This is a genomic window from uncultured Jatrophihabitans sp. (assembly GCF_964244045.1).
Lineage (GTDB): Bacteria > Actinomycetota > Actinomycetes > Mycobacteriales > Jatrophihabitantaceae > Jatrophihabitans.
On record NZ_CAXTHK010000003.1, the window covers coordinates 74,700 to 99,828 of the forward strand.

Here is a 25,129-nt window from a genome sequence, read left to right on the forward strand (position 1 = left end):
GCGGGCGAAGCTCAGGCCAGGAGTGGGAGGTACGCAGTGAGGTCGGCGCGGTTCCCGCTGGCCCGGACGCTGCCGTCGGCCACCGCCTCCGCGAACCCGCGGCGGCCGGTGGCGATGCGCAGCCAGGTGACGCCGTCGGTCTCCACGACGTTCGGCGGCGTGCCGCGCGTGTGCCGCGGCCCGGGGATCGCCTGGACGGCCACGAACGGCGGCACCCGGACCTCGACCGAGCGGCCGGGCGCGCGCGCCGCCAGCAGCTCGGCGAGCGTGCGGACGGCGGTAGCCAGGGCCGGGCGCACGAGCTCGACCGGCGGTTCGGGCAGCGTCTGGGACAGGTCGTCGCAGTGCACCACGACGTCGAGCGCCCGAAGCCTGCCGAAGTCCAGGGCGGTGATCGGGCCGCGTGGTCCGGCGATGACGGTGCGGTCGGTGACGTCGTCCGGTACCGATAGCGGGGCGCGCAACCGCTCGATCAACTCGGCCGGCGGGCTCGACGCACCGACCGCGGCCGAAGCAGCTGTGATGTCGGCCGCTGCCGGGGCGTAGGCCCGGACGTAGCGCTCGGCCGGCAACGGAGCTGCATCGGAGCGGGTCGCCAGGTACGTCACCAGCCCGTCGCGGGTGCCGACCACGTGCCCGGTCAGCGTGCGGACGTCCCACCCCGGCAGGGCGGTCGGTGCCGCGAAACCTGCCTCGTCGAGCTGGGCCAATCGATCACCCAGCGCTACGCATTGGCGGGCGAAGGACTCGACGACCCCGGCGAGCTGGCTCACGCAGGGCTCAACCGAAGCGGCGCGGCAACGTCGAGGTCCACGCCGAGCGCAGCTCACGCAAGGGGATACGGAACAGGTGCTGCACGTCCAGGGCCGGTGCGAGCAGGTCGACGGTGCCGATCCGCCGGCAGGGCAGGTCGCGATGGGCGCACAGCTCGGCGAAGCGGCCGTGCTCGGCGCGGGTCACACTCACCAGCACCCGTCCCGGTGACTCGCTGAACAGCGAGACGAACGGGTCCGGACCCTCGGTGCCGTCGGGCAGCGTGATGCGGACACCGGCATCGCCGAGCAGGCAGGACTCGACGAGAGCCTGCGACAAGCCGCCGTCGGCGAGGTCGTGGGCGGAATCCAGCAGCCCCTGGGCGCCGGCGTCGAGCAGGACGTCGGCGAGCAACTGCTCGCGCGCGAGATCGACCTGCGGCGGCCGTCCGCCCAGGAAGCCGTGGATGGCGTACGCCCACTCGGAGCCGCCGAGCTCGTCACGGGTGTCGCCGAGCAGCAGGACCACCGCGCCGTCGCTGCGGAACGCCTGGCCGATGCGCCGGCTGACGTCGTCGATGACGCCGAGCACGCCGATCACCGGGGTGGGCAGGATCGGCGTCGTGCCCGTCTGGTTGTAGAAGCTGACGTTGCCGCCGGTGACCGGTGTACCCAGTGCCTGGCAGCCGTCGGCCAGGCCGCGAACGGCTTCGGCGAACTGCCACATGACGCCAGGGTCCTCGGGGGAGCCGAAGTTCAGGCAGTTGGTGACGGCGAGCGGTCGCGCCCCGGTCGTGGCCACGTTGCGGTAGGCCTCGGCCAGGGCCAGCTGCGCGCCGGTGTACGGATCGAGACGGGTGTAGCGGCCGTTGCCGTCGGTGGCCAGCGCGAGCCCGCGCGGGCTCGAGTCGTCGATGCGGATCATCCCGGCGTCGGCGGGCTGGGCCAGCACCGTGTTGCCGAGCACGTAGCGGTCGTACTGGTTGGTGATCCAGGACTTGTCGGCCAGGTTCGGCGAGGCGGCCAAACGCAGGACGGTGCTGCGCAGCTCGTCGGGCGTGCGCGGCCGGGGCAGGCCGGCACCGTCGTGCTGCATGACGGCGTCCTGGTCGAGCGGGCGCTCGACGGGCCGCTCGTAGACGGGGCCGTCGTGCGCGGCGGTGCGCGGCGGGAGGTCGACGATCTGCTCGCCGCGCCAGCTCATCCGCAACCGGCCGCTGTCCGTGACGGTGCCGATGACCGTGGCCAGGACGTCCCACTTGCCGCACAGCGCGAGGAAGTCGTCGAGCTTGTCGGGCGTGACGACGGCCATCATGCGTTCCTGCGACTCGCTCATGAGGATCTCCTCGGGAGCGAGCGTGTCGTCGCGCAGCGGAACGACGTCGAGGTCGACGTCCATACCGCCGGTGCCAGCCGCGGCGAGCTCGGTGGTCGCGCACGACAGCCCGGCCGCACCGAGATCCTGGATGCCGACGACCAGGTCGGCGGCGAAGATCTCCAGGCAGCACTCGATGAGCACCTTCTCGGCGAACGGGTCGCCGACCTGGACGCTGGGGCGCTTGGCGTCCCCGTCGGAGAAGCTCGCGCTGGCCAGGACGGACGCGCCGCCGATGCCGTCGCCGCCGGTCCGCGCGCCGAACAGCACGACCTTGTTGCCCGGGCCGTCGGCCTTGGCCAGCTTGATGCCGTCGGCGCGCAGGACGCCGACACACAGCGCGTTGACAAGCGGGTTGCCGAGGTAGCTCTCGTCGAACACGACCTCGCCGCCGACGTTCGGCAGGCCCAGGCAGTTGCCGTACCCGCCCACGCCGGCGACCACACCGGGCAGGACGCGACCCGTGTCGGCGGCCTGCAGGGGGCCGAACCGCAGGCTGTCGAGCACCGCCACCGGGCGCGATCCCATCGTCAGGATGTCGCGGACGATGCCGCCCACCCCCGTCGCCGCGCCCTGGTACGGCTCGACGTACGACGGGTGGTTGTGCGACTCGATCTTGAACGTCACGGCCCAGCCGTCGCCGACGTCGACCACGCCCGCGTTCTCGCCCATGCCCACCAACAGCGCTGTGCTGCCAGCCGTGCCTACGGGCTTCTTCTCGCCGAACTGACGCAAATGGACCTTCGACGACTTGTACGAGCAGTGCTCGCTCCACATCACCGAATAGATCGCGAGCTCGGAGCTGGTGGGCCGGCGGCCGAGGATCTCGCGGACGCGCTGGTACTCGTCCTCGCGCATGCCCAGTTCCTTGAACGGCTGGACCTGCTCGGGCGTCTGCTCGGCCCGGCCCACCGAATCGATCATGCTGCTGCGGCGGCGAGGGTCTGGGCGAGGAAGAAGCCGAGGCCGTCGGTGCCCGGACCGGTCAGCGCGTCGATCGCGTGCTCGGGGTGTGGCATCAGCCCGACGACGTTGCCCGCCGCGTTGGTGATGCCGGCGATGTCGCGCTGGCTGCCGTTCGGATTGCGGTCCAGGTAGCGGGCCACAACGCGGCCCTCGGCCTCGAGCTCGTCGAGGGTGCGCGCGTCGGCGACGTAGCCGCCCTCCATGTTCTTGAGCGGCACGACGATCTCCTGACCCGCCCGGTACTGCGACGTCCAGGCCGTCGACGCGTTCTCGATGCGTAGCCGCTGGTCGATGCACACGAAGCGTTGCGCCGCGTTGCGGATGAGCGCACCGGGCAGCAGGTGGGCCTCGCACAGCACCTGGAAGCCGTTGCAGATGCCGAGCACCGGCAGGCCGTCGTGCGCAGCCGCGATGATTGAGTCCATCACCGGGGAGAGCCGGGCGATGGCTCCGCAGCGCAGGTAGTCACCGTAGGAGAAGCCGCCGGGCAGGACCACGGCGTCGACGTCGCGCAGCGCAGGGTCGGCGTGCCACAGCGGGACCGCTTCGCCGCCCGCAACCCGCACCGCACGCTGCGCGTCGCGGTCGTCGAGACTGCCCGGAAAGGTCACGACACCGACGCGTTGAGCCACGGCGTTCAGGCTACCGGGGGCGATTACTCCCGGTGGACGGTGAATGTCTCGATGACCGGGTTGGCCAGCAGCGTGTCGGCCAGCCGGGTGACGGTGGCGTCGTCGAGCCCGTCGTCGACGTCGAGTTCGAAGTGCTTGCCCTGCCGAACGCCGTTGACGCCGGCGATGCCCAGTCGACCGAGCGCGCCCACGATCGCCTGGCCCTGGGGGTCCAGGATCTCGGGCTTCAGCACGACGTCGACGACCACGCGGGCCACGGCTACTCCTTCGGGCGGCGGTACTGGCCGGTCGAGCCTAGCGTTCGGCGCCGCCGCGGATCGTGGCCAGCGCGGGCGCCACCTTGGCCAGCTCGTCCAGGACCGCGGTCGCCGACTGGCTGATGGGCTCGGTCGGGTGGAAGCCCTCGTCGTCGAGCAGTCCGCGGACCATGGGCAGGACGACACCCTCGGTGACCGGTGTCATCCGCAGCGTGGTGACCACCTCTTTGAGTCCTTGGACCGCACGCGTGCCGCCGGCCACGCCGCCGTAGCTGACGAAGCCGACCGGCTTGTAGGCCCACTCGCGGTGCAGAAAGTCGATGGCGTTCTTCAGCGGGGCGCTGAACCCGTGGTTGTACTCGGGCAGGACGAACACGAAAGCGTCGGAGCGGGCGACGGTCGCGCTCCAGTCCTTGGTGTGCTGGTGTTCGTACTTCCCGCTCATGGGGTGCCCCGGCTCGTCGTGGAAGGGCAGGTCGAGCGTCTTGAGGTCGGTGACCTCGACATCGAAACCGCCGTGCTCCTTCGCGACGCCGGTGAACCACTCCCCGATCACGGCTCCGATGCGGCCCGGGCGGGTACTGGCGATGACGATCTGCAGCAGCATGGGAACTCCGAACACGACGAGGTTGACGTATCAACCTCGAGCGTACTACGCCTGCCGAGCCCCGCCCGGCCACTCGGCGAAGGACAACCCGGTCAGCCGTTCGTAGGCCTCGACGTACCGCGCGCGCGTGGCCGCGACGACGTCGTCGGGCAGCGGCGGGGGCGGGGTGCCGCCGTGCCGGTCCCAACCGGACTCCGGCGAGAGCAACCAGTCCCGCACGTACTGCTTGTCGAAGCTGGCCTGCGCGTGACCGGGCTCCCACTCGCCGGCGGGCCAGAACCGCGACGAGTCGGGAGTGAGCACCTCATCACCCAGCACGAGCGGTCCGTCCGGGTCGGTGCGCCCGAACTCGAACTTCGTGTCGGCCAGGATGATGCCGCGCTCGCGCGCGACGTCTGCGGCCGTGGTGTACAGGCGCAGCGTCACGTCGCGCAGTTCGGCAGCGGTGGTCTCGCCCACCTGAGCGGCGACAGTTGCATAGCTGACGTTCTCGTCGTGCGCGCCGAGTTCGGCCTTGCTGGCCGGCGTGAAGATCGGCCCGGGCAGCCGGTCGCCGTCGACGAGACCCGCCGGCAGCGGCACGCCGCACACCTCGCCGGTGGCGCGGTAGTCCAGCAGGCCCGACCCGGTGAGGTACCCGCGGGCCACTGCCTCGACGGGGATCATCTGCAGGGCTTCGCAGACGATCGCCCGCCCGCGCCAGGCCACGGGGATGAGCGGGTCGTCCCAGCTGTGCAGGTGGTTGGCCGCCACCTCGGCCAGCCGGTCGAACCACCAGACCGACATAGCGGTGAGGATGCGTCCTTTGTCGGGGATCGGGTTGTCCAGGATGTGGTCGAAAGCCGACATTCGGTCGCTGGCCACCATGATGAGGCGGCCGTCCTCGGTGCGGTAGAGGTCACGCACCTTGCCGCTGTGCACATGGGTCAGGCCGTCGGTTGGAGTCACGCCCCGATCCTCGCAGAGCCAGCGGGGGGAGAATGGCTAGAACCACCAGTCGCTAGACGCCGTCACCCGCTCATAGTATGCCTTTCCCGATTTGAGACGGATCTACAACTAAGATCCTGGCGACGGTCGTTACAGACAAGTCGACTGCACCTCGACGTCCCCCGCAGCCCGGCAGGAAACGAGTCCGAGCCCATGAACGATTTCGGCGAACTGGTGGAGTTCGACGGCGCGCTGTACCGCGCGGTGCTCGCTGAGCCGAATCGTGCTGTCGCCGAGTACGCCCAGCGGCTGGAGACGTCAGCCGACGCGATCGAAAAGTCAGCGGCCCGGCTCGGCGAGATGGGCTTGCTGCGGATCGGGGCGAGCGACCGGATCAGCGCGGTCAGCCCGATGCTGGCCGAGGCGACCGTTCTGGGCGCCGAGGACCTGGAGCTGGCCGCCCGCAGGGCCGCGGTTGAACAGCGACGTGACTCCATCCGTCAGCTGATCCCCGACTGGAACACCGCACTGTCCGAGCGGGTGAGCGACGGCGCGGTCGACGTGATCTCCGACCCGACCGCGATGGCCAACGTCTTCATGCACTATGCCGACTACTGCAGCGAGGAGCTGCTGTCCATCGCTCCCGGCCGGATGGCCGCCACCCGCATCGACGGGCGCACCCGGATGGCCAACGTCTACTCCTCGCGGCGTGGGATCAAGACCAGGGCGATCTACCAGTACGTCGCGCTGAAGGACCGGGCCACGAGGTCCTATCTCAATGAGCTCGCCCAGAACGGCGCGCGGGTGCGGTTGACGCCGTCGGTGCCGGGCCGCGGCCTGGTCATCGACCGAGAGGTGGCCCTGTTGCCGATCCCCACCGAGGAGTCCGGCGGCCAGCGGCTGGCGGTGGTGCGCGAGCGCAACGTCATCGCCTGGGTCATCGCCACCTTCGAGCAGCTCTGGGCGGAGGCCTCGCCGCTGGACGAGGTCATGAACAACGAAGCCAATGAACACGGCGACAGTACCGACAGTACCGACAGTAATGACAGAACCGACCTGGACCAGACCCGCGCAGCGATCCTGCGCCTGATGGCCGAGGGCGAGAAGGACGAGGCCATCTCGCGCCGGCTGTCGATCTCGGTGCGTACCTGCCGCCGGCACATCGCCGATTACATGCTGCAGGTGGGAGCGTCCAGCCGCTTCCAGGCCGGGGTGATCGCCGCCCGGGCCGGCCACACCGACGCGCCGACGCCGTCCTGAACCAGTAGCCTCGCACGGTGCTCGCGCTGGTGATCGTCCTGGCGGGGACGACAGTGCTGGCGCTTGCCGCACTTGTCGTGCTGGTGGCACGGCCGCCGTCCTGGCTCGTCGAACGGGCCCTCGGGGTGGACCCGAGCGCGGCGGCCACGCTCGAGCGAACCCCGCGGCCGCCCGCGGCGACCGGCAGCGTCCGTCGGCTGATCAGCATCGAGATCCTCAACGTCCGCGAACTCGCCGCCACCCGCGGGAGGCTGGCGGGGCTCGCCGGCTCGCTGGCGCCGGCTCTGACCCGGCGCATCGTCTACGACCAGACGCTGAAGATCCTGAACCAGCAGCTCGTTGAACAGCAGGTACGCGCGGACGTGCGGCTGCACGTCATACCGGTGGATCAGGCGCCGGTGTAGTTGATCAGGTAACCGTGTAGCTGTCGGCGACGTCAAGCGCCTCGTCGAGGATGGCCAGGCCCTCGTGCAGCTCGTCGGCGCTGACCGTGCACGGCGGCACCACATGTGTGCGGTTGAAGTGGACGAACGGCCACAGGCCGCGCTCTTTGCAGGCCGCGGCAAACGCGTTCATCGGCGCCGCCGCCTCGCCGGCGGCGTTGAACGGGACGAGCGGCTCGTGGGTGGCGCGGTCGCGGACGAGTTCGAGCGCCCAGAACATCCCCAGCCCACGCACCTCACCCACCGACGGGTGCTTCGCGGCGATCTTCGCGAGCTCCGGTTCGACGACGTCCTGACCGAGCGTGCGGACGTTCTCCAGGATCTTCTCGTCGCGGAAGATCGTCATCGACGCGACGGCGCTCGCGCACGCCAGCGGGTGACCGGAGTAGGTGAGCCCACCCGGGTAGACGCGGCGGGCGAACGTCTCGGCGATCTCGTCGGAGATGACGACGCCGCCGAGCGGCACGTAGCCGGAGTTGATGCCCTTTGCGAAGGTGATGAGGTCGGGCTCGACGTTCCAGTGATCGACGGCCCACCACTCCCCGCAGCGGCCCATGCCGGCCATGACCTCGTCGCTGATCAGCAGAATGCCGGTGTCGTCGCAGATCTGCCGCACGCCCTCGAGGTAACCGGGCGGTGGCACCAGGATGCCGTTGGTGCCCACGACGGGCTCGAGGATGATCGCGGCGATGGTCTGCGCGCCCTCGACCATGATCGTCTCGCGCAGGTGCTGGAGCGCGCGCTCGGTCTCCTGCTCGGGGGAGTCGGAGTGGAACGGCGAGCGGTACGGATACGGGCCCCAGTAGTGCACGACGCCCGGGATGGCGCCGGGCTCGCTGCCCCAGCGACGCGGGTCACCGGTGAGGGCGATCGAGGCGTGCGTGGCGCCGTGATAGCTGCGGTAGGCGGCCAGGATCTTGCTGCGTCCGGTGTGCAGCCGTGCCAGGCGAATCGCGTTCTCGTTGGCCTCGGCGCCGGCGTTGGTGAAGAACACCTGATTCAGCGCGGGCGGCGAGACCTCGGCGATGAGCCGTGCCGCCTCGCTGCGCGCGTCGTTGGCGAAGGCCGGCGAGATGGTCGTGAACCGCTGCGCGTACTCGGCGATCGCGGCGATCATCCGCGGGTGCGAGTAGCCGAGGTTGACGTTGACCAGCTGGCTGGAGAAGTCGAGGTAACGCCGGCCCTCGTAGTCGGCGAAGTACGAGCCCTGCGCGCTGGCGATGGGCAGGGGGTCGATCAGGGCCTGCGCCGACCAGGAGTGGAAGACGTGGGTGCGGTCGAGCAGGCGGACGCTGGCGTCGTCGCGGGGCAGGCCGGCGAGGTCGGACATTCGGGATCCTTTGAGCAGTCATCGTTCTGGGGTGTCCCGACCCTGCCACGTCCGGCCGGGCCGCGGCACACCCCGTCGGGGGTTTGCGTCGGTTTTTCCCTGCCAGGGTCAGCCAGTGACCGGTGCCGTGCGTGGCCACGGCCGGACCCGCTCCAGCTGAGCTGCCAGGGCAAGCAGCTGCGCCTCGGCGCCGGGCTTGCCGACGAGTTGGACGGCGAGCGGCAGGCCGTCCGCGTCGAGTCCGGCGGGCACGGTCATGGCCGGCCACCCCGCGAGGTTCCACGGCGCGGCGAACGGCGCGTAACGCGAGTTCGACCAGACGTTGGCCAGCCAACCGCGCTCGGCCCACGCCCGAGCCGGCGGCGGTGACTGCGCCAGCGCCGGGGTGAGCAGGACGTCGTGATCGGCGAAGAACCGCTCGGCCCGGTGCAGCCAGCGACGGCGGCCGCGCTCGTGCGGGAAGCCCAGCCCGAGCAGCGCCCGACCGGCCGCGGCGTGCCGGGCGGTGCGCACGGCCAGCTGGTCGCGGTCGCGGGTTAACCGGGCGTCGAGTTCGGTACCGGCCGTCCAGCGGGCCAGTTCGGACAGGGCGATCAGCTGGCCGTAGTGCGGATCGGCCGGCTCGACCACGTGTCCCTCGCCGTGCAGCACCTCGCCGATCAGGTGGGCGACGTCGCGCCACTCGTTCGCCAGCGGCGTTCCGGTCATGGGTACGGCGGTCGAGACTGCGACGCGCAACCGACCGGGGTGAGGTGGCGTGGCCAGCTCCGGCCGGTCGGCGAGTACCGCCAGCACGAGCGCAGCGTCGGCCACCGTCGTGGCGAGCGGCCCGTTCTCGGCCATGCCGAACCAGCCGCTGCCGAGGTCGCGGGGCACGACGCCGGAACCGGGCTTGATGCCGACCAGCCCGCAGCAGGCGGCCGGGATCCGGATCGAGCCCATGCCGTCGTTGCCGTGCGCCACCGGCACCGCGCCGGCCGCGACGGCGGCCGCGGACCCACCCGACGAGCCCCCGGAGGTGCGGTCGGTATTCCACGGGTTGCGGGTGATGCCGAACGTCGAATCGGTCGTGCCGAACACGCAGAGCTCAGGCACTCGGGTCGTGCCGACGACGATCGCCCCGGCCTCCCGCAAGCGCCGAACGATCTCGTGATCGACCGGCTGCGGATCCTCGGCAGTGGCCAGGGAGCCGTTGCGGCGCGGTTCGCCCGCGACCGCGACGTTGTCCTTGATCGCCACCGGTACGCCGGCCAACGGCAACGTGCCACGGTCGAGCCGAGCGTCGACCTCGTCGGCCTCGCGCAGGGCTGCGAAGACGCGTACCCGTTGCCAGGCATTGAGGTGTGCCGTGTCCTCGATGCGCGACAGGCTCTGCTCGACCGCGGTCCGCGCGGTGAGCCGCCCGGCGCGCACGTCGGCCGCGATACCAACAGCGGTCGGGGCAGTGGTCATCGCCCGACCGTATCGGCCGGGCGATGACCACCTGTCAGCGGAGCTGCGCCTCGGTCAGCACCTTCAGCAGCACGGCGCTGCGGGCGGCGTTGCCTGTCGACGCGGCGGAGCGCGCCAGCGGGTTCGGTTTCGGCACCGGAGGACAGACCTTGTCCGACCGGTTCCCGCTGCGCCGCGCCGGCGTCTTGCCCGTCGCCAGGTATGTCGCGATCGCCACGTCGGTGCACGCGACGCCGCTGAGCGAGCCGGCGTGCGTGGTGCCGTCCTTGCCCTCGATCAGCGAAGCCCCCGGGAACAGCTTGCGGACGTAAAGGCTGCCCTCGTACGGCGTGGCCGGGTCGAAGGTCTCGTCGATCATCAGGATCTTGGACTTGACGACGTTGGCCGTGACGGAGAACGCGTGCACCCGGCTCGGGAAGTGCCAGTAGGCGCACGGGCCGTTGAACCAGGCGTTGGACCAGGTGAGGTAGAAGTAGTTCTTGTTCAGGCGCCGGCTGTCGGCGTTGAGCTTGCTCTGGCTGGGCGGCCACTGTGCGTCGGTGCACTGGGTGCCCAGGTAGAGCGCGTACTCGTTGTCGCCACCGGGCGCAGTGGAGTTGGCGTCGGTGTACAGCTTGATCAGCGGCTTCGGATTGTTGTGGTTGAGATAGGCCGAGTACGCCTTTGCGATGTCCTCCCAGCCGTAGACGTAATAACCGGCCGAAGTGAAGTCGTCGATGAGTTCGTCGCCGCCCAGGACACCGCCTGCGGCGTGCCGGTCGAGCTTGTCGATCGTGGCCAGGTACTTCGCGCGGACCGCCTGGTACGTCTTACCGACGTGGTAGACGCTGTGGTACTTCGCCAGCCAGCGCAGGTAGATCCGGAAGGTCTTCTGGAAGGCGACGTCCTGGTCGAGGTTGCCCTTGTACCAAACGCCGCGCGGGTCGACCGTGCTGTCGAGCACGAAGCGGCGGACTCGGCTGGGGTGCAGGCTCGCGTACACCGTGCCCAGGTAGGTGCCGTAGGAAAAACCGTAGTAATTGATCTGCCGACGGCCGATCGCCCGGCGCAGGCTCTCCATATCCGCAACGCTGTCGGTCGTCGTGACGTGGTTGAACAGTGCGTGCCCGGGCGACTTGGCGCACGCGGCGGCGTACGCCTTCGAGCGCTTGATCCAAGCTTCGTAGGCTGCCGAGGTCTTCGGCTCGTAGGACGGCCGATCACCCTTGAAGAACTTCGCGTCACAGGTCAGCGACGGGATGCTTGCACCGACACCTCGCGGGTCGAAGCCATACCAGTCGTAGTCGTCACCGACGTGCCCCGGGACGAACTGCGCCAGGACCACTAGGTCGAGGCCGGAACCACCCGGGCCGCCGGGGTTGGTGAACATTGCCCCCTGGTAGCTCGCGGCGCGGCTCTTGTGCAGCAGCCGCGACACCGCGATTTTGATCTTCCGACCTTCCGGGAACGCATAGTCCAGCGGCACCGTGAGGTACCCGCACTGGGCGCCGAGCTTCTTCAACACGTCATCGGAACAGGCGTGCCAGGCGATGGCCGGTGGTTGGTAGACCGCCGGGGTGCGGACGCTGGGCGCCGCAGGTCCAGCCTGCGCAACGTTGGGGACGGTGGTCAGCGCGGCGGCGGCCACCACGGCCGACACCACAGCGATCAGCTTGCGCAAGGAGGCTCCTGAATGTGCGGGGAGTGTGAGTGTGTCCTGAATCTGCTAGGTGGACAAGGGCCACATTCGAGACGCGGTGCCCATGCCCTCGAGAGTGAAGCGATTCACCCGTCGGAGGTCGGAAGCCAGGCTTCGAGCCGGGTTGGCCGTACGCGAATGCGTGAGCCACACTGAAGTGCGGAACACGATGAATCCGTGGCACCAGTAACACTCACGCAGTACGAGGACGGCCGCACCATGGCCGCCCCCGCACCGACCCGCGGTCGCACCCAGTGCGGCCGGTCCGGACCTGGAGGGGGCACCTCTTGAGCGTCGAAATCTCGGCGGCCGCGGCATGCCCCGCGACGTGCACCGACACCGACCCGTTGCACCTGAGCGTCGACCCGCTGGCTACCGCACGGGCGCACGTCGCCGACACCGCCTTGGCCGGGACGCCGGCGGGTTCCGGGTTGGTCGGCCTAGAGCTGGAACTGCACCTGGTCGACCTTGCGGATCCGGCGCAGCGGCCGGGGTGGGACCGGATCCAGGACGTCGTAGCGGGACTGCCCGCCATGCCGTCCGGCAGCAGCGTGACGCTGGAGCCCGGCGGCCAGATCGAGCTGTCGACGCCGCCCGTGCGTGGGATTGCCGGCTCGGTGGCCGCGCTGGAGGCCGACCGCTTCGTGCTGCGGGAGGCCTTGCTGGTGGTCGGGCTGGGCGCGGCGCCATTGGGCACCGACCCGGCTCGCGAGGTACGGCGGATCAACCCCAACGAGCGCTATGTGGCGATGGCACGTCACTTCGCGGCCCGTGGCTGCGCCGACGCCGGGTTGGCCATGATGACGGCCACCGCCGCCCTGCAGATCAACCTCGACGCCGGCCCCCGCCACAACTGGGCCGAGCGGACGAGCCGCATCCGCGACCTGGGGCCGGTGCTCGTCGCGATCTCGGCATGCTCGCCCCTGCTGGCCGGGGCGGCGTCGGGCTGGCACTCGATGCGTCAGCAAGCGTGGCACGGCATCGATCAGGGCCGCACCGCGCCCGTCGCCGGGGCCGATCCTGCGCAGGCCTGGGCCGACTACGCACTCGACGCGCCGCTCATGCTCGTCCGCGACGGCGGCGTGACCCGGCCGGTGACCACCGGTGCCACGTTCGCCGACTGGCTGGCCGGCCACGCGCCCGTCGACCGGCCGCCGCGCATCGTCGACCTCGACTACCACCTGACCACGCTATTCCCGCCGATCCGGCCGCGCGGCTACCTGGAGCTGCGTTGCCTGGACGCTGTCCCCGACCGGTGGTGGCCCGCCCTGGCCGGCATCACCGCCGTCTTGATCGACGACCCGGCGGCTGCTGACGAAGCGGCCGAGGCGTGCGCGCCCGTCCGCGACGCCTGGGTCACCGCCGCGCGCGCGGGCCTGGCCGACCGCCCCCTGCATGTCGCAGCCATCTCGTGCGTCGACATCGCGGTCCGGCACAGCCCACCCGAGCTGCATGACCGCATCGACGCCTACGCCGGGCTGGTAGCCGGCGGCCGCACCCCGGGCGACGAGGTGCGCGAGCGAGCTGCCGCCGCCGACCCGCTCACCGCACTCGTGGAGGAAGCCCGTGCGTGACGACACCGTCCGTGGCCTCGAGCGGGCCCGGCAGCGCACCGCCGCATTGACCGAGTTCGACGACGGCGAGCTCACCCGTCAGCACAGCCCGCTGATGAGCCCGCTGGTCTGGGACCTCGCGCACATCGGCCAGCAGGAGGACCTCTGGCTGCTGCGCGGCGGGAACGCCGCGGCACAGGGCGTCCTGCCCCGGGCCGTCGAGCGGTTGTACGACGCGTTCGAGAACCCGCGGGCGACCCGCGTCGACCTGCCGCTGCTCTCGGCCGTCGAGGCGCGCGGCTTCCTCGGCGACGTCCGCGGAAGGGTGTTCGACGCGCTCGAGCGCACGCCCGACGACGCGTCGGCGCTGTTCCCGTTCGCGATGGTCGAGCAGCACGAGCAGATGCACGTCGAGACGATGCTGGCCACCCACCAGCTGCGCGACGGCGCGCCGATCCTGGGCGCCGGGACGCCGGTGCCGGCCGGTCGACCGGTGCCGCACGACGGCGTGCTCGTGCCCGCGGGCGAGTTCGTCCTCGGCGTCGATGCCGCCGACGAGCCGTTCTCGCTCGACAACGAACGGCCTGCGCACGTCGTCGACCTGCCGGCCTTCCGCATCGGGCGGGTGCCGGTGACCAACGGCGAGTACCGCCGCTTCGTCGCCGACGGCGGCTACGACGAGCCGCGCTGGTGGTCCACGGTCGGCTGGGCGCACCGGGTGTCGGCCGGTCTGGTCGGACCGCAGTTCTGGACGGCCGACGGTGCCGCGCGGGTGCGTTTCGGCACCGTCGAGGACCTGCCCGAGGACGAGCCGGTGCAGCACGTCTGCTGCCACGAGGCCGAGGCCTACGCGGCCTGGGCCGGCGCCCGGTTGCCCACTGAGCAGGAGTGGGAAAAGGCGTGCGCGTGGGACCCCGACCGTGGCGAGCGGCGCCGCTGGCCGTGGGGGGCGTCGGACTGGACGCCGGCGCTGGCCAACCTGGGCGGCACAGCGCTGCGCCCGGCCGAGGTGGGCGCGTATCCCGGCGGAGCGTCGGCGTACGGCGTCGAGCAGCTGATCGGCGACGTGTGGGAATGGACGTCCTCGGGCTTCGAGGCGTGGCCCGGCTTCGTCCCGATGCTCTACGCGCAGTACAGCGCGCCGTTCTTCGGTGGCGACTTCCGGGTACTGCGGGGCGGGTCGTGGGCCGTGGACGCGGCCGCGGTCCGTCCGTCGCTGCGCAACTGGGACCTGCCGATCCGTCGACAGATCTTCAGCGGGTTTCGGCTTGCCTGGGACGTCGATGTGTAGGCACCTGGCCTGGCTGGGGGCGCCGCGGTCGGTTGCCTCGCTCGTGCTCGACCCACCGGCCGGACTGCTGCACCAGTCCTACGCGCCCCGTCGGCAGAAGCGTGGCGTCGTCAACGCCGACGGCTGGGGTGTCGGGTTCCACGACGACGCAGGGCAGGTGCGGCGCTGGCGCTCGAGCCGGCCGCTGTGGGGTGAGTCGTCGTTCGCCTCGCTGGCGCCGGTGCTGGCGTCGGGCTCGGTGCTCGCGGCCGTGCGCTCGGCGACGATCGGCATGCCGCTGGACGAGACCGCCGCGGCGCCCTTCACCGACGGCACCTGGCTGCTGTCGCACAACGGGCGGGTGTCGCGGGCGGCGCTGCCTCCGCGGCTTGACGCTGAATCCACGTGCGACTCCGCGATCCTTGCTGCGCACGTGTTCGCGGCCGGCGTCGACCGCGTCGTGGACACCGTGCGTGATGTTGCGCGCGCCGACCCGGACGCCTACCTCAACCTGCTGATGACCGACGGCACCCGCATCGTCGGGCTCACCTGGGGCGACGAGCTGAGCTACCTCGTCGAGCCCGACGGCGTCGTGGTCGCCAGCGAGCCCTGGGACGACGACCCCCGCTGGATCGACGTGCCCGATCACCACCTGATCGAGGTGGGTCCGTCGGTGAATGGCGCCCGGCCAATCAGCGTCACGGACCTCGAGGACCGCTGATGGGCCGACGGCTTCGCCCTGTCCTTGGCGGTCCCGGCGGGCTAGCCTGCCGGGGATGAGCGGGTGCGCTGGGTGAGCGCGTACCCGCACGATCGGTTCTACCGCTGGGTCATCCGCGCCTTCAAGGCGCTGTTCCGGGTGCTCGGCCTGCGGTTGGAGGTGCGGGGCTCGTCATCGATCCCGTCGGACGGTCCTGCGGTGCTGGCCTGCAACCACCTCAGCTACCTGGACTTCACGTTCGTCGGGCTGGCCGGGTCGCGGCGCCGGCGGCTGATCCGGTTCATGGCCAAGACGTCGGTGTTCGACCACCGGGTGGCCGGCCCGCTGATGCGCGCGATGGGGCACATCCCCGTCGATCGGGCGAGCGGCGCGGCCGCCTACCGCAAGGCGGCACGGGCGCTGGCCGACGGCCAGCTCGTCGGCGTCTTCCCCGAGGCGACGATCTCACGCTCGTTCACGCTGAAATCGTTCAAACTCGGCGCCGCGACACTTGCCGTCCGCGAGCAGGTGCCGCTGATCCCGGTCGTGCTGTGGGCACCGCAGCGCACCTTCACCGTCGACAAGCACTACAGCGTGCGGCGCGGCAAGGCCATCGTCATCGCAGTCGGCGAGCCCATCATCGCCCGGGCTGACGACGATCCCGTCAAGATCGACGCAGAGCTGCGGCGCCGGATGGACGACCTGCTGGTCGAGGCCTGGCGGACCTACCCCGACCAACCCCGCGACGACGCCGACCGCTGGTGGGTGCCGGCCGTGGCCGGTGGCAGCGCGCCCACCCTCGAGGTTGCCGCTGAGCTCGAGCGGGCGGCGAACGAGCGGCGCCTACGCAAGGCGTCCTGACCCACTACGCCGGTGCGCGTCCGGCGCGGCGCGACCCGGCGACGGACCGATCACGGCTCGAGGTTCTCGAGGTCGTCGAGCAGCTTCGGGTGGGTCGGGCGCCAGCCGAGCGCCTCGCGGGCATGGGCGCCCGACGACGGTTGATCCATGGCGAAGATCGCCCGAGCGGACCGAACGACTCCGCCGGCACCGATTCGACCGGCAGGCCAGCGCTGCGTGCCGTCGCCCGGGTACCCGGACACTCCCGTGCCGCGGGCGATGTCGCTCAGCAGACCGGCGAAGCCGCCCTCGCCCCTGTTGTGGCCGGTCCGCGGCAGGCGGATCGCGGTACGTCACAGTAGCAGGGTGACGGGACAAAGGTGCCGTCACTTAGGATGACGACATGGGGCGGTGGGAACCGGGAGCGCGCGAGCGGCTCGTCGTGGCTGCGGTCGACCTCTTCGGCGAGCAGGGTTACGACGCCACGACCATCGCGCAGATCGCCGAGCGAGCGGGCGTCACCAAGAGCACCTTCTTCCGGCACTTCCCTGACAAGCGCGAGCTCTTGGTGGCGGGTCAGGATGCGCTGTGCCGGTTGCTTGCCGAAGGCATCGCCGACGCGCCCGAGGGCGTGACGCCGCTCGAGGCCGTCGCCGCCGGCCTGGAGCGGGCGTCGAACACCATGGGGCCGGCGAACCGCGAGCTCGGCCCACGCCTGAAGGCCGCCGTCGCCTCGAGCACCGAACTGCAGGAGCGCGACGCGCTCAAGAGCGTCGGCCTCGCCGCGGCCATGGCGACGGCCCTGCTGACCCGGGGAGTCCCCGACCCGACCGCGCACCTGGCCGCGGAGTTGGGCGTGCTCGCCTTCAAGCGCGGCTACGCCGAATGGTCCGAGGGCGACCATGCTGCTGAGGACGGGCTCGCGAAGCACGCCATTGCGGCGCTGGACGAGTTGCGGGCGGCCAGCACCTCACTGGGGTGAGCCTCAGGCGCCGGCGTGCGGGGCCAGGATGGGGCAGGCGGCGCACGATGGCGTTCCGTCGAGCGTGGGAGCGGTGGTCTCGGTGCTGACGGCTTCGCGGCGCACGAGCACAGCCGACAGCAGGCCACCGAGCACGGCCAGCGCGGCAGCGATCAGCACCGCGTGGTGGAACCCGTCGGACAGCTGCGCGGGGTGGTCGTAGGCGGCTGGCGTGATGCCCGCGACTCCCGGCAGGACGGCCACGGCCAGCAGGCCGGCGACGCGGGCGATGTCGTTGTTCACCGCCGACGCGACCCCGACCTGCCGGGCCGGTGCCGAGGCAAGGGCGGTAGCGGTCAGCGGTGCGACCGTGGCCGACAGCCCGAGAGCGAACACGAGCAGTGCCGGCAGCAGATCGGTGACATAGGAGGCGTGCGCGCCCACGCGGGTCAGCATCGCCAAACCGGCCCCGGCGACGATCGGTCCGATAGTCATCGGCCAGCGCGGCCCGATGCGTTGCGCGAGCCGGCCCATGCGCGCCGACAGCAGCAACATCACCGCGGTGATGGGCAACAGCGCGCTGCCGGCCTCGACCGGCGCGTACCCGGACACCCGTTGCAGCTGGACGGGGACGAGGAACAACGCGCCGCCGAGCGCGCCGTACATGACGAACGTGACGAGGTTGGCCGCAGTGAATTCGCGGTCGCGGAACAGGCTCAGCGGCATCATCGGGTGGCTCTCGCGGGCCTCGGCCACGACGAACGCGGCCAGCACCACGATCCCGGCGACCAGGCAGACCACGAGCGTCGTCGGCCAGTGCTGGGCCGGTCCCTCGGTGAGCGCGTACACCGTGAGCGCCAATCCGGTTGCGGCCAAGACCGCGCCGCCGACGTCGAGACGTCCGGTGGCCTCGTCGTCGCGGGTCTCGGGCACGTACCGGGACGCGAGCGTGATGACCACGGCCGCGATCGGCACGTTGATCAGGAACACGAGTCGCCAACCCCATGGCGCGACGCCGACAAGGACGCCGCCGAGCACCGGGCCGATGGCGGTGGCGATGCCGCCCAACCCGGACCACGACCCGACGGCGGCGGCACGGTCCTCGCGCCGGAACACCGCCTCGAGGATGGCCAGCGAACCGGGCGTCAACAGCGCGGCCCCCACGCCCTGCAGGGCGCGCATCGCGATGAGCGTCGCGGGCTCGGGCGCCAGCGTGCAGCCGGCCGAGGCAGCGGTGAACCAGATGACGCCGAGGACGAACACCCGGCGGCGTCCCAGCCGGTCGCCGAGGGAGCCGCCGAGCAGCAGCAGCCCGGCGAGGGTCAGTGTGTAGGCATTGACCGTCCACTGCAGCGCGGTGAGTCCGGCGTCGAGGTCACGCCCGATCCGGGGCAGCGCGACGTTGACCACCGTCCCGTCGAGCTGGGCCATGCCACTGCCCAGGATGGTGGCGGCCAGGACGCCTCGTCCCTGCCCGGATTTCAGGACCAACCCCGGGGCCGCCGGCTGCGTCATTCGGCGGGGATGAGCCCGTAGACGCGCTGCGCGTTCCCGGCCAGGACGAGCTCGGCCGTCTCGTCGTCGGTGCACAGGGCGGCGACGGCGCGGGCGTTGATCGCGATGCCGGGAATGCCCGGCCAGTCCGTCCCGAAGATCATTTTGCGGGTGAGGCGGGGCCAGCTGTGCCGCGCGTAGTACGTCTGCAGCCGGCTGGGTGGCAGGCCCGACAGCTCGATCCAGACGTGCTCGTTGGCCAGCGCGAGGAACGCCGCGGCGTCGTACCACCAGCCGCGCCCGCCGTGCGCGAGCACGATGGAAAGGCGGCGGAAGTCGCGCAGCAGGTCGTCGATCAGGACGGGATCGCCGTACTGGTTCAGTGCGCCGGGGAATGTCGAGGTGCCGCAGTGCACGACGAGCGGCAGCCCGCGCTCCTGCAACATCGCGTACGCCGGGTACAACGCGCGGTGGTTGACCGGGAACCCGCCGTGCACAGGGTGCACCTTCAGCGCGACCGCCCCGAGATCGAGCTGGCGGGCCAGCTCGTCCTCGACGGGGTGGTGCAGGTGCGGGTTGAGGCTGGCCGCGAAGTGCACGCGCGGGCCGGCGAGGGCAGCCATGTCCTCGGCGGTCTGCAGGCCGGTGACGCGCGGGCTGTATTCGGCCAGCACCACAGCGGCGTCCACGCCCTGGGCGGCGAGCAGCAGGTCGAACCGCACCGCGTCGACCGTGCCGTCGTCGCGGTAGACGTCCTGGATCTCGGGGGAATCGAAGTTCTGCACCCACGTCGCCCAATCCATCTTCAAACTGCTCTTGCGGGCGGGGTGCAGGTGGACGTCGATGAGGGGCCGGCCGTCGAGCACGGGCCATTCGTAGCATGTCCCTTGTGAGTTCCCCGACGGCACCGACGATCTCGCGGCGGCACGCCGCCGGGTCCGACAGCGCGCGCGGGCAGCTGTTCACGGTGCTGGGCGAGTTCGTCCTGCCCAGCGGGGGCACAGCGTGGACGTCGTCGTTCATCGACATCTTCGCCCGCTTGGGCGTCGAGGAGAAGGCGATCCGCCAGGCGTTGATGCGCACGGCGAGCGACGGTTTCCTGGTCTCCGAGCGGGTCGGGCGACGGACCCGCTGGACGCTGACGCCGTCCGCGCACCAGCTGCTCGTCGAGGGCACCGAGCGCATCTACTGCTTCACCGGTGCGTCCAGCGGGTGGGACGGTCGGTGGCTGCTCGTCCTGGCCCGGACGCCGGAGACCGAGCGACCCACCCGGCACCTGCTGCGCACCCGGCTGACCTGGGCCGGGCTGGGCAGTCCGGCGCCGGGAGTCTGGGTGAGCACGCATGCCGATCGCGTTCCCGAGGTCGAGATCGCCCTGGTGGAGGCCGGCCTGCTGAGCGAGGCGCAGGTATTCGTGGCCACCCATCAGGGGCGAGGTCGACTGACCGAGCTGGTGCGCCAGGCCTGGGACCTCGAGGCGATCGAGACCGCGTACGAGGACTTCATCACCCGGTTCTCGGCACCGATCGCGGGCGACCCGCTGGTATCGACGGTCGAGCTTGTCCATGCCTGGCGACGCTTTCCGTGGATCGACCCCCTGCTGCCCGACGAGCTGCTGCCCGCGCCGTGGAGCGGGGTGACGGCGGCGTCGCTGTTCGCCCGGCGGCATGCCGACTGGGCCGCCGATGCCCGGGCGGCGTGGCAGGCGCTAGAGACGTGACCTCTTCCGGGTTCGAGCAGGTGCGGCACCGGCCACCGTCGCCGCTGGACGCCCCGCGCGAGCTGGTCGTAGCGTGCGCGCCCATGCGCAGCAACGTCAACCTCTCGACGATCGCGCGGACGGCCGGGTGCTGTGGCGTGCATCGGATGATCGTGTGCGGGCACGCCAAGCTGGACCGGACGATCGCCCGTGACGGTGCCGAGCAGGTGCAGCTCGAGGTGCGCAACTCGCTCGCGCCGGTCCTCAGGACACTGCGCGCCGACGGCTACCGGCTGGTCGGGCTCGAGCAGACGACGAACTCCGCCGACCTGCACCACTACGCGTTCCAGCGACGGACGGCGCTGGTGATCGGCAACGAGCGGGCCGGGCTGACCGAGGACGAGCTGGCCCTGATGGACGACTGCGTCGAGATCCCGGTCTGGGGGTTGCCGTACTCGTACAACGTGGCTACCGCGACGTCGATGGCGCTCTACGAGTACTGCCGTCAGTACCCCGGTTGATCGTCCAGCGCAGGGTGAGAACGGCCAGCTCGTCGCGCGTCGAGCCGAGGCGCTTGGTCCAGGACGTGCCGTAGGCCGCGAGTTCTGCGTCGTCGGCGTAATGCACGTCGTCGAGGTGCCAGCCGGCCTTTTCGTATTCCACCGCCAGGTCGGTGCGCGCGCTGTCCGGCGTGGGCTCGGGTGCATCACCGACCTCGGGCACGGGCGGGCGCCAGGCGTGCAGATTCAGCGTGATCAAGAACGTCGCCCCGGTGCGGCAGCGCTCACCCACACTGAGCAGAGCATTGCTCTGCTCAGTCAGGGTGAGCGTGCGCAGCAGGCTGCCCCACGGCATGAGGGCGTGCAGTTCGTCGATCCCGTCGAGTTCCGGCGGTAGCTGCTCGGCCGACGCCCAGACGAACATCGCGTTCGGCGTCCCGCCCCTCGCCGGCTTCTGCGCCGCGCGGAACGCTGTCTTGCGCATCGCGTCGGGGCTGGCGTCGACCCCGACGACGAGGGTGTCGGGATGCGCGCGGGCCACGGCCAGGACGTGCTTGCCGTCGCCGGTACCGAGATCGACGACCAGGCGTTCGTACGGCGCCCGCAGCGCGGCGAAATCAGCGGCGTCGAGGTCGAGCGTCCGCTTCCCGATGACCTGCCGCACCGCGTCAGGGTAGGGGGCGGGCGTGTTGATCGGGCCTGCGCGTCGTGTGGTCGGTTTGGGGCGCGTCCACCGAACACTCGGCGCGCAAACCTGATCGACGGCGCAGGCGGCCTACCCTGGCGCGGTGCGATTCGTCGGACGGGGCCACCCCGCGATCCGGGCGACCCACGCCAAGACCCTCGAGCTCTCGCCCGACCCAGACATCACGGCGCGCGCCACCTGCGTCATCGCGGTGGGCACCGACGCCGAGCCACTGGCGCCGATGGCCGGCCGGGTCCGGATCCGGATCAGCGCCGGGGATGCCCGGTTCAGCCTGGACGCCGACGCCAACTCCTCCTGGGACCCGGCCGGCCCGGTCGTGATCCGCCGCAGCCCGCTGCGCCGCCCCGGAACGTTCGCCACCGGCGCCACCGCGTCGTCGGCCGACCTGCCGCGCGAGCTCGTGCGGGCCCTGCAGGACCCCGACGCCCTCGTCACCGTCGACGTCGTGGCCATAGCGGACGACCGGCCGACCGTCGTGCTCGCCTACGTCGACCCCGCGGTCGCCAGCCTGCCGTCGCCTCTGATGGCAGAACGCGAGCGGGCCGACACCGTCATCGCCCAGGACGCCGCGGCCCGCGCGTTGGCCGAGCCGCGGGCGGGGGACGGGCCCCGTCGGCTGGTGATCGCCACCGCTGATCTGCCCCGTCCACCGCTGGGTTGGACCAGCGCGGTCGAGGTCGTCGGCCTGCCCGCACGCCTCGCTGTCGCCGCCGCCTCGCCGAGCCGCGGCCCGCTCGTACTTGCCGACCCGGCCGCCGAGATCAGGACGGCGCTGCGCGACACCCCCGCCGCGGCGCGGCTCGTTCTCGTCGTCCCCGCGGCCGGCCTGGCCGACGCCCTCGACCAGGCCCGGCTCATCCGCGGCAACGCCGCCGGCATGGTCGCCCAGGAGTACGTCCATCCCGTCCGGACCGAGGGCGGCGCCGTGCCCGAGCTGCCCAGCAGCGCCGACGTCGCAGTCTGCTTCGACGCCGGCGGGCCGGACGACGCGCTCGATCCCGCCGTCCGCGCGGCGGTCGACGCGCTCGTCGCCGACGGTGTTGCCACCCGCACGGCCGCGAAGGCTCTTGCTGCCCTCACCGGCTGGGACCGCCGCCGCGCCTACGACGCCGTGGTCGCCTGGCTTCGCGACTGATCGAGCGCCGACGTTGCGATCCGGTCTCGCCCGGCGATGCGCCCCGCGGTTTTGTCGGTTTCGACTGGTACTACGGGCACATGCGAGCTCACCGGCTGGCGGCCGCGCTGTGCACCGTCGCGCTGGTCCTGACCGCCTGCGGATCGTCCGACCCGGTGTCGCATCTCGCGACGTCGCCGTGGTCGAGCCGGTTGCCGACCACGTTGGCCGTACCGTCCGCCCCGGCGCCCCCGCCCAGACCGTCGAAACCCGCGATCGTACGAACCCTGCCCCGCGGCGGGCAAACGATCATCGGGCACTACCGGGTCGTTGCCTACTACGGCGAGGCCGGCAATCCGCAGCTCGGCGTGCTGGGGACCGCCTCGCCTGACCAGATCGCCCGGTCGGTCACTGCGCGGGCCCGCGGCTTCGCGCGCTACGGGTTGCCGGTGCAGCCGGCCATGGAGTTGATCGCCACCGTGGCGCAGGGCTCACCCCAGACCGACGGCTCGTACTCGAGGGCCATTCCGCTCGCGACGGTCCGCCGGTACCTCGCCGTGGCGCACCGCTACCGGATGCTGCTCCTGCTGGACCTGCAACCTGGGCGCTCGACGTTCCTGCGGCAGGCCAGGGCGCTGGGCCGCGTCCTGCTCGACCCGTCGGTGGGGCTCGGCCTCGATCCAGAGTGGAAGGTGACGAGGCGCCAGCGTCCCGGCGGCGGGCGCATCGGGTCCAGTGGGCCGGGCGACATCAACGCCACCATTGCCTACGTCAGCTCGCTCGTCAGCAGGCACCGGTTGCCGCACAAACTGCTCGTCGTGCACGAGTTCACGCCGTCGATGCTGCCCCATCGCTCGAGCATCACCCGCCACCCCGGCGTCGACCTCACCTTCCACGCCGACGGCTTCGGCGGCGTCGCGACCAAGATCAACGTCTTCCGCGGGCTGCACTTCCCCGGCTATCCCTTCGGCGTCGGCATCAAGCTGTTCCTGAAGCAGGACGCGCGGTTGATGACGCCGGCCGAGGTCATGCGGCTGACTCCTCGGCCCGACGTCATCACCTACCAGTAGCGCTAGCCGAGCGCGTCCAGATCGACGGTGACCGGGAATGGTTCGTCGGCGCTGAACCGACCGGTGACGGCGGGCGCATCCTGGTAGCCGAAGCCCTCGGCGAGCTGGCAGGCCACCAATGACGGCCGCCCTTCCAGATCGACGATCCAGTAGTGCGGGATCCCGGCGTCGGCGTACTCACCGTGCTTGACCACCCGATCGGTGCGTCGCGAGCCCGGCGACACCAGCTCGACCACCAGCCGGGCATCAGTGGCCAGCAGCAATCCACCCCCGTCACGGACTCGGTCGAACGCTGTCCTCGTGACAACGACCAAGTCCGGTCGACGCGCCGAGCCCGGCTCGTCGGCCGGTGCAAGCGTGAGATCCAGATCGACGTCCGGCACGACCATGAGGTCCGGCGGCAATTGCGTCCTGAACTGCACAGCCAATTCGAATGCGGCGTGGTTGTACGGCGGGGTTGGGCTCGGCGCCATCGTCAGGTTGCCCTCCTGCAGCTCCCAGCGGTACTGCTCGTCCTCGGGCAGGGCGGCGTAGTCGGCAATCGTCAGGAGCTGGCCGGGCTTGGGCAGAGCGGTCATGGCTGCCTCCTCGTAATGCCTCGAGTGTGGCACGCAGGGCCGACAACGTGGCCTCGTCGGCGCACGCTCCTGTTACCCGTTCAGACCCAATGCCTCGGCGAGCTCGCGGTACTGCGGCAGCGCGTCGACGCCCGGCGCGGTGAGCAGCTGCACCGGGACGTGGTCGGCGCCGGCGTCGAGGTGCTGCTGCACGCGAGCCGCGGCCGTCGCCGCATCGCCGTGCCCGACCAGGGCGTCGATGAGCCGATCACTGCCCGGCCGGGTCAGGTCATCGGCGCTCCAGCCCAGGCGCTGCAGGTTGCTGACGTAGTTGGTCAGGCCGAGGTAGGGCTTGTCGACGGCCGGCCGGCCCACCGAGCGGGCCTTCTCGGGGTCGGTGTCGAGCACGACCTTCTGCTCAGGCGCCAGCAACACCGCGTCGCCGAGGATCGCGCGGGCCTCGCGGGTGTGCTCCGGCGGCACGAGGTACGGGTGCGCACCAGCGCTGCGCTCGGCCGACAACCGCAGCACCTTCGGGCCGAGAGCGGCCAGCACCCGCTCATCCTTCGACACGCCCTCGTCGTCCAGGACGTCGAGGTACTCGACCAGGTTGCGATAGGGGTGCGAGTAGTCCGTCGTCGCTTCGGGGTGGCCGACCCCGATGCCGAGCAGGAAGCGGTCGGGGTACGCGGCGGTGATGCGCCGGTGCGACGCGGCAACGGTGTGCGCGTCGTCCTTCCAGATGTTGACGATGCCGGTGGCCACGACGAGGTGCTCCGTCGCGGCCAGCATTTCGTCGACCATCGCAAGCCCGCCGTCGGGCGAACCGCCGATCCAGATCGCGCCGTAGCCGAGCTGCTCGATCTCGGCCGCGAACGGCCCCGATACCTTCGGGTATGGCACCCAGATGCCGATGCGTCCGAGCTGGACTGTCATGCCGGGCCCTTTCGTCGTGTGTCGGTCGGTGGCGCATCACCGGGCCCGGG

At 71.2% G+C, this 25,129-nt stretch carries 25 protein-coding genes and 1 pseudogene; 11 read left to right on the forward strand and 15 right to left on the reverse strand.

Annotation, left to right across the window (positions count from 1 at the left end):
• Nucleotides 1–11 precede the first annotated feature (11 nt).
• Genes ACFFC4_RS03480 through ACFFC4_RS03505 form a run of 6 tightly spaced genes read right to left on the reverse strand, consistent with a single transcriptional unit; the run spans nucleotide 12 to nucleotide 5,537 of the window.
• Nucleotides 12–773 carry a sterol carrier family protein gene (locus ACFFC4_RS03480; RefSeq protein ID WP_375497820.1) on the reverse strand — a complete coding sequence of 254 codons (762 nt, stop codon included), beginning with the start codon at nucleotides 771–773 and terminating at the stop codon, nucleotides 12–14.
• A gap of 7 nt (nucleotides 774–780) precedes the next feature.
• Nucleotides 781–3,051: a phosphoribosylformylglycinamidine synthase subunit PurL gene (purL, locus tag ACFFC4_RS03485; RefSeq protein WP_375497822.1), complete on the reverse strand. Its 2,271-nt coding sequence runs from the start codon at nucleotides 3,049–3,051 to the stop codon at nucleotides 781–783.
• The gene (gene purQ / locus ACFFC4_RS03490; protein ID WP_375497824.1) at nucleotides 3,048–3,725 is read right to left on the reverse strand and encodes a phosphoribosylformylglycinamidine synthase subunit PurQ; all 678 of its coding nucleotides are present in this window, start codon (nucleotides 3,723–3,725) and stop codon (nucleotides 3,048–3,050) included. Before purQ ends, purL begins: the two co-directional genes overlap by 4 nt.
• 23 nt (nucleotides 3,726–3,748) lie before the next feature.
• A complete protein-coding gene (gene purS / locus ACFFC4_RS03495; protein ID WP_375497826.1) occupies nucleotides 3,749–3,982 on the reverse strand; it encodes a phosphoribosylformylglycinamidine synthase subunit PurS in 234 nt (77 codons plus the stop codon).
• 37 nt (nucleotides 3,983–4,019) lie between these two features.
• On the reverse strand, nucleotides 4,020–4,589 hold the full coding sequence (locus ACFFC4_RS03500; protein ID WP_375497828.1) for an NADPH-dependent FMN reductase: 570 nt from the start codon (nucleotides 4,587–4,589) through the stop codon (nucleotides 4,020–4,022).
• 45 nt (nucleotides 4,590–4,634) lie between these two features.
• Complete coding sequence (locus ACFFC4_RS03505; RefSeq protein WP_375497830.1) at nucleotides 4,635–5,537, reverse strand: phosphoribosylaminoimidazolesuccinocarboxamide synthase; 903 nt, start codon at nucleotides 5,535–5,537, stop codon at nucleotides 4,635–4,637.
• 192 nt (nucleotides 5,538–5,729) lie between these two features.
• Here ACFFC4_RS03505 and ACFFC4_RS03510 point away from each other — a divergent pair, with 192 nt between their 5' ends.
• Both ACFFC4_RS03510 and ACFFC4_RS03515 read left to right on the forward strand, forming a co-directional pair.
• On the forward strand, nucleotides 5,730–6,776 hold the full coding sequence (locus ACFFC4_RS03510) for a helix-turn-helix domain-containing protein (RefSeq protein WP_375497832.1): 1,047 nt from the start codon (nucleotides 5,730–5,732) through the stop codon (nucleotides 6,774–6,776).
• A 17-nt stretch (nucleotides 6,777–6,793) separates the two neighbouring features.
• A complete protein-coding gene (locus ACFFC4_RS03515) occupies nucleotides 6,794–7,180 on the forward strand; it encodes a hypothetical protein (RefSeq protein WP_375497834.1) in 387 nt (128 codons plus the stop codon).
• Nucleotides 7,181–7,184: 4 nt separating this feature from the next.
• Here the strand turns inward: ACFFC4_RS03515 and ACFFC4_RS03520 are convergent, their stop codons facing one another.
• The 3 genes from ACFFC4_RS03520 to ACFFC4_RS03530 form a co-directional block, all read right to left on the reverse strand.
• Nucleotides 7,185–8,549, reverse strand: coding sequence for an aspartate aminotransferase family protein (locus ACFFC4_RS03520; protein ID WP_375497836.1), 1,365 nt, complete (start codon nucleotides 8,547–8,549; stop codon nucleotides 7,185–7,187).
• Nucleotides 8,550–8,657: 108 nt separating this feature from the next.
• On the reverse strand, nucleotides 8,658–10,001 hold the full coding sequence (locus tag ACFFC4_RS03525) for an amidase (protein WP_375497838.1): 1,344 nt from the start codon (nucleotides 9,999–10,001) through the stop codon (nucleotides 8,658–8,660).
• A gap of 34 nt (nucleotides 10,002–10,035) precedes the next feature.
• Nucleotides 10,036–11,661 carry an alpha/beta hydrolase gene (locus tag ACFFC4_RS03530; protein WP_375497839.1) on the reverse strand — a complete coding sequence of 542 codons (1,626 nt, stop codon included), beginning with the start codon at nucleotides 11,659–11,661 and terminating at the stop codon, nucleotides 10,036–10,038.
• 305 nt (nucleotides 11,662–11,966) lie between these two features.
• Between ACFFC4_RS03530 and egtA the strand changes: the two genes are divergently transcribed.
• The 4 genes from egtA (at nucleotide 11,967) to ACFFC4_RS03550 (ending at nucleotide 16,063) form a co-directional block, all read left to right on the forward strand.
• Nucleotides 11,967–13,253 carry an ergothioneine biosynthesis glutamate--cysteine ligase EgtA gene (egtA, locus tag ACFFC4_RS03535; RefSeq protein WP_375497841.1) on the forward strand — a complete coding sequence of 429 codons (1,287 nt, stop codon included), beginning with the start codon at nucleotides 11,967–11,969 and terminating at the stop codon, nucleotides 13,251–13,253.
• A complete protein-coding gene (gene egtB, locus ACFFC4_RS03540) occupies nucleotides 13,246–14,523 on the forward strand; it encodes an ergothioneine biosynthesis protein EgtB (RefSeq protein ID WP_375497843.1) in 1,278 nt (425 codons plus the stop codon). Before egtA ends, egtB begins: the two co-directional genes overlap by 8 nt.
• Nucleotides 14,516–15,223, forward strand: a complete 708-nt coding sequence (gene egtC, locus ACFFC4_RS03545; protein ID WP_375497845.1) for an ergothioneine biosynthesis protein EgtC — start codon at nucleotides 14,516–14,518, stop codon at nucleotides 15,221–15,223. The genes egtB and egtC overlap by 8 nt, the downstream gene beginning before the upstream one ends.
• A gap of 72 nt (nucleotides 15,224–15,295) precedes the next feature.
• Nucleotides 15,296–16,063: a lysophospholipid acyltransferase family protein gene (locus ACFFC4_RS03550; RefSeq protein ID WP_375497847.1), complete on the forward strand. Its 768-nt coding sequence runs from the start codon at nucleotides 15,296–15,298 to the stop codon at nucleotides 16,061–16,063.
• A gap of 50 nt (nucleotides 16,064–16,113) precedes the next feature.
• Here the strand turns inward: ACFFC4_RS03550 and ACFFC4_RS03555 are convergent.
• Nucleotides 16,114–16,392: pseudogene (locus ACFFC4_RS03555) on the reverse strand (3-beta hydroxysteroid dehydrogenase); the annotation flags it as partial.
• A gap of 53 nt (nucleotides 16,393–16,445) precedes the next feature.
• Between ACFFC4_RS03555 and ACFFC4_RS03560 the strand changes: the two are divergent.
• Nucleotides 16,446–17,024 (forward strand): TetR/AcrR family transcriptional regulator, encoded by a 579-nt coding sequence (locus ACFFC4_RS03560; protein WP_375497849.1) that lies wholly within the window; start codon nucleotides 16,446–16,448, stop codon nucleotides 17,022–17,024.
• A 3-nt stretch (nucleotides 17,025–17,027) separates the two neighbouring features.
• Here the strand turns inward: ACFFC4_RS03560 and ACFFC4_RS03565 are convergent, their stop codons facing one another.
• Nucleotides 17,028–18,518: a DHA2 family efflux MFS transporter permease subunit gene (locus ACFFC4_RS03565; protein WP_375497851.1), complete on the reverse strand. Its 1,491-nt coding sequence runs from the start codon at nucleotides 18,516–18,518 to the stop codon at nucleotides 17,028–17,030.
• The gene (locus ACFFC4_RS03570) at nucleotides 18,515–19,363 is read right to left on the reverse strand and encodes an amidohydrolase family protein (RefSeq protein WP_375497853.1); all 849 of its coding nucleotides are present in this window, start codon (nucleotides 19,361–19,363) and stop codon (nucleotides 18,515–18,517) included. The genes ACFFC4_RS03565 and ACFFC4_RS03570 overlap by 4 nt, the downstream gene beginning before the upstream one ends.
• Before the next feature lie 14 nt (nucleotides 19,364–19,377).
• On the opposite strand from ACFFC4_RS03570, the gene ACFFC4_RS03575 reads away from it, so the two are divergent.
• Together ACFFC4_RS03575 and ACFFC4_RS03580 are read left to right on the forward strand one after the other, a co-directional pair.
• Nucleotides 19,378–20,217, forward strand: a complete 840-nt coding sequence (locus ACFFC4_RS03575) for a PaaX family transcriptional regulator C-terminal domain-containing protein (RefSeq protein ID WP_375497855.1) — start codon at nucleotides 19,378–19,380, stop codon at nucleotides 20,215–20,217.
• Complete coding sequence (locus ACFFC4_RS03580; protein WP_375497857.1) at nucleotides 20,214–20,717, forward strand: TrmH family RNA methyltransferase; 504 nt, start codon at nucleotides 20,214–20,216, stop codon at nucleotides 20,715–20,717. Before ACFFC4_RS03575 ends, ACFFC4_RS03580 begins: the two co-directional genes overlap by 4 nt.
• Here the strand turns inward: ACFFC4_RS03580 and ACFFC4_RS03585 are convergent.
• A complete protein-coding gene (locus ACFFC4_RS03585) occupies nucleotides 20,665–21,360 on the reverse strand; it encodes a methyltransferase domain-containing protein (protein WP_375497859.1) in 696 nt (231 codons plus the stop codon). The genes ACFFC4_RS03580 and ACFFC4_RS03585 overlap by 53 nt on opposite strands.
• A gap of 124 nt (nucleotides 21,361–21,484) precedes the next feature.
• On the opposite strand from ACFFC4_RS03585, the gene ACFFC4_RS03590 reads away from it, so the two are divergent.
• Both ACFFC4_RS03590 and ACFFC4_RS03595 read left to right on the forward strand, forming a co-directional pair.
• Entirely contained in the window at nucleotides 21,485–22,537 is a 1,053-nt protein-coding gene (locus ACFFC4_RS03590) for a DUF371 domain-containing protein (protein WP_375497861.1), read from the forward strand.
• A gap of 80 nt (nucleotides 22,538–22,617) precedes the next feature.
• A complete protein-coding gene (locus ACFFC4_RS03595) occupies nucleotides 22,618–23,586 on the forward strand; it encodes a hypothetical protein (protein ID WP_375497863.1) in 969 nt (322 codons plus the stop codon).
• Between the two features lie 2 nt (nucleotides 23,587–23,588).
• On the opposite strand, the gene ACFFC4_RS03600 is transcribed toward ACFFC4_RS03595, so the two are convergent.
• Complete coding sequence (locus tag ACFFC4_RS03600) at nucleotides 23,589–24,164, reverse strand: Uma2 family endonuclease (RefSeq protein ID WP_375497865.1); 576 nt, start codon at nucleotides 24,162–24,164, stop codon at nucleotides 23,589–23,591.
• 72 nt (nucleotides 24,165–24,236) lie between these two features.
• Entirely contained in the window at nucleotides 24,237–25,079 is an 843-nt protein-coding gene (locus tag ACFFC4_RS03605; protein ID WP_375497867.1) for an LLM class F420-dependent oxidoreductase, read from the reverse strand.
• Nucleotides 25,080–25,129 lie beyond the last annotated feature (50 nt).

Excerpts from the sequence above, each read along its gene's own strand:
- ACFFC4_RS03600 (WP_375497865.1), bottom strand. The coding sequence starts at position 24,164 with ATGACCGCTCTGCCCAAGCCCGGCCAGCTCCTGACGATTGCCGACTAC.
- ACFFC4_RS03520 (WP_375497836.1), bottom strand. The coding sequence starts at position 8,549 with ATGTCCGACCTCGCCGGCCTGCCCCGCGACGACGCCAGCGTCCGCCTG.
- ACFFC4_RS03500 (WP_375497828.1), bottom strand. The coding sequence starts at position 4,589 with ATGCTGCTGCAGATCGTCATCGCCAGTACCCGCCCGGGCCGCATCGGA.
- egtC (WP_375497845.1), top strand. The coding sequence starts at position 14,516 with ATGTGTAGGCACCTGGCCTGGCTGGGGGCGCCGCGGTCGGTTGCCTCG.
- ACFFC4_RS03595 (WP_375497863.1), top strand. The coding sequence starts at position 22,618 with ATGCGAGCTCACCGGCTGGCGGCCGCGCTGTGCACCGTCGCGCTGGTC.
- ACFFC4_RS03560 (WP_375497849.1), top strand. The coding sequence starts at position 16,446 with ATGGGGCGGTGGGAACCGGGAGCGCGCGAGCGGCTCGTCGTGGCTGCG.
- ACFFC4_RS03575 (WP_375497855.1), top strand. The coding sequence starts at position 19,378 with ATGTCCCTTGTGAGTTCCCCGACGGCACCGACGATCTCGCGGCGGCAC.
- ACFFC4_RS03525 (WP_375497838.1), bottom strand. The coding sequence starts at position 10,001 with ATGACCACTGCCCCGACCGCTGTTGGTATCGCGGCCGACGTGCGCGCC.
- ACFFC4_RS03565 (WP_375497851.1), bottom strand. The coding sequence starts at position 18,518 with ATGACGCAGCCGGCGGCCCCGGGGTTGGTCCTGAAATCCGGGCAGGGA.
- ACFFC4_RS03510 (WP_375497832.1), top strand. The coding sequence starts at position 5,730 with ATGAACGATTTCGGCGAACTGGTGGAGTTCGACGGCGCGCTGTACCGC.
- ACFFC4_RS03605 (WP_375497867.1), bottom strand. The coding sequence starts at position 25,079 with ATGACAGTCCAGCTCGGACGCATCGGCATCTGGGTGCCATACCCGAAG.
- purL (WP_375497822.1), bottom strand. The coding sequence starts at position 3,051 with ATGATCGATTCGGTGGGCCGGGCCGAGCAGACGCCCGAGCAGGTCCAG.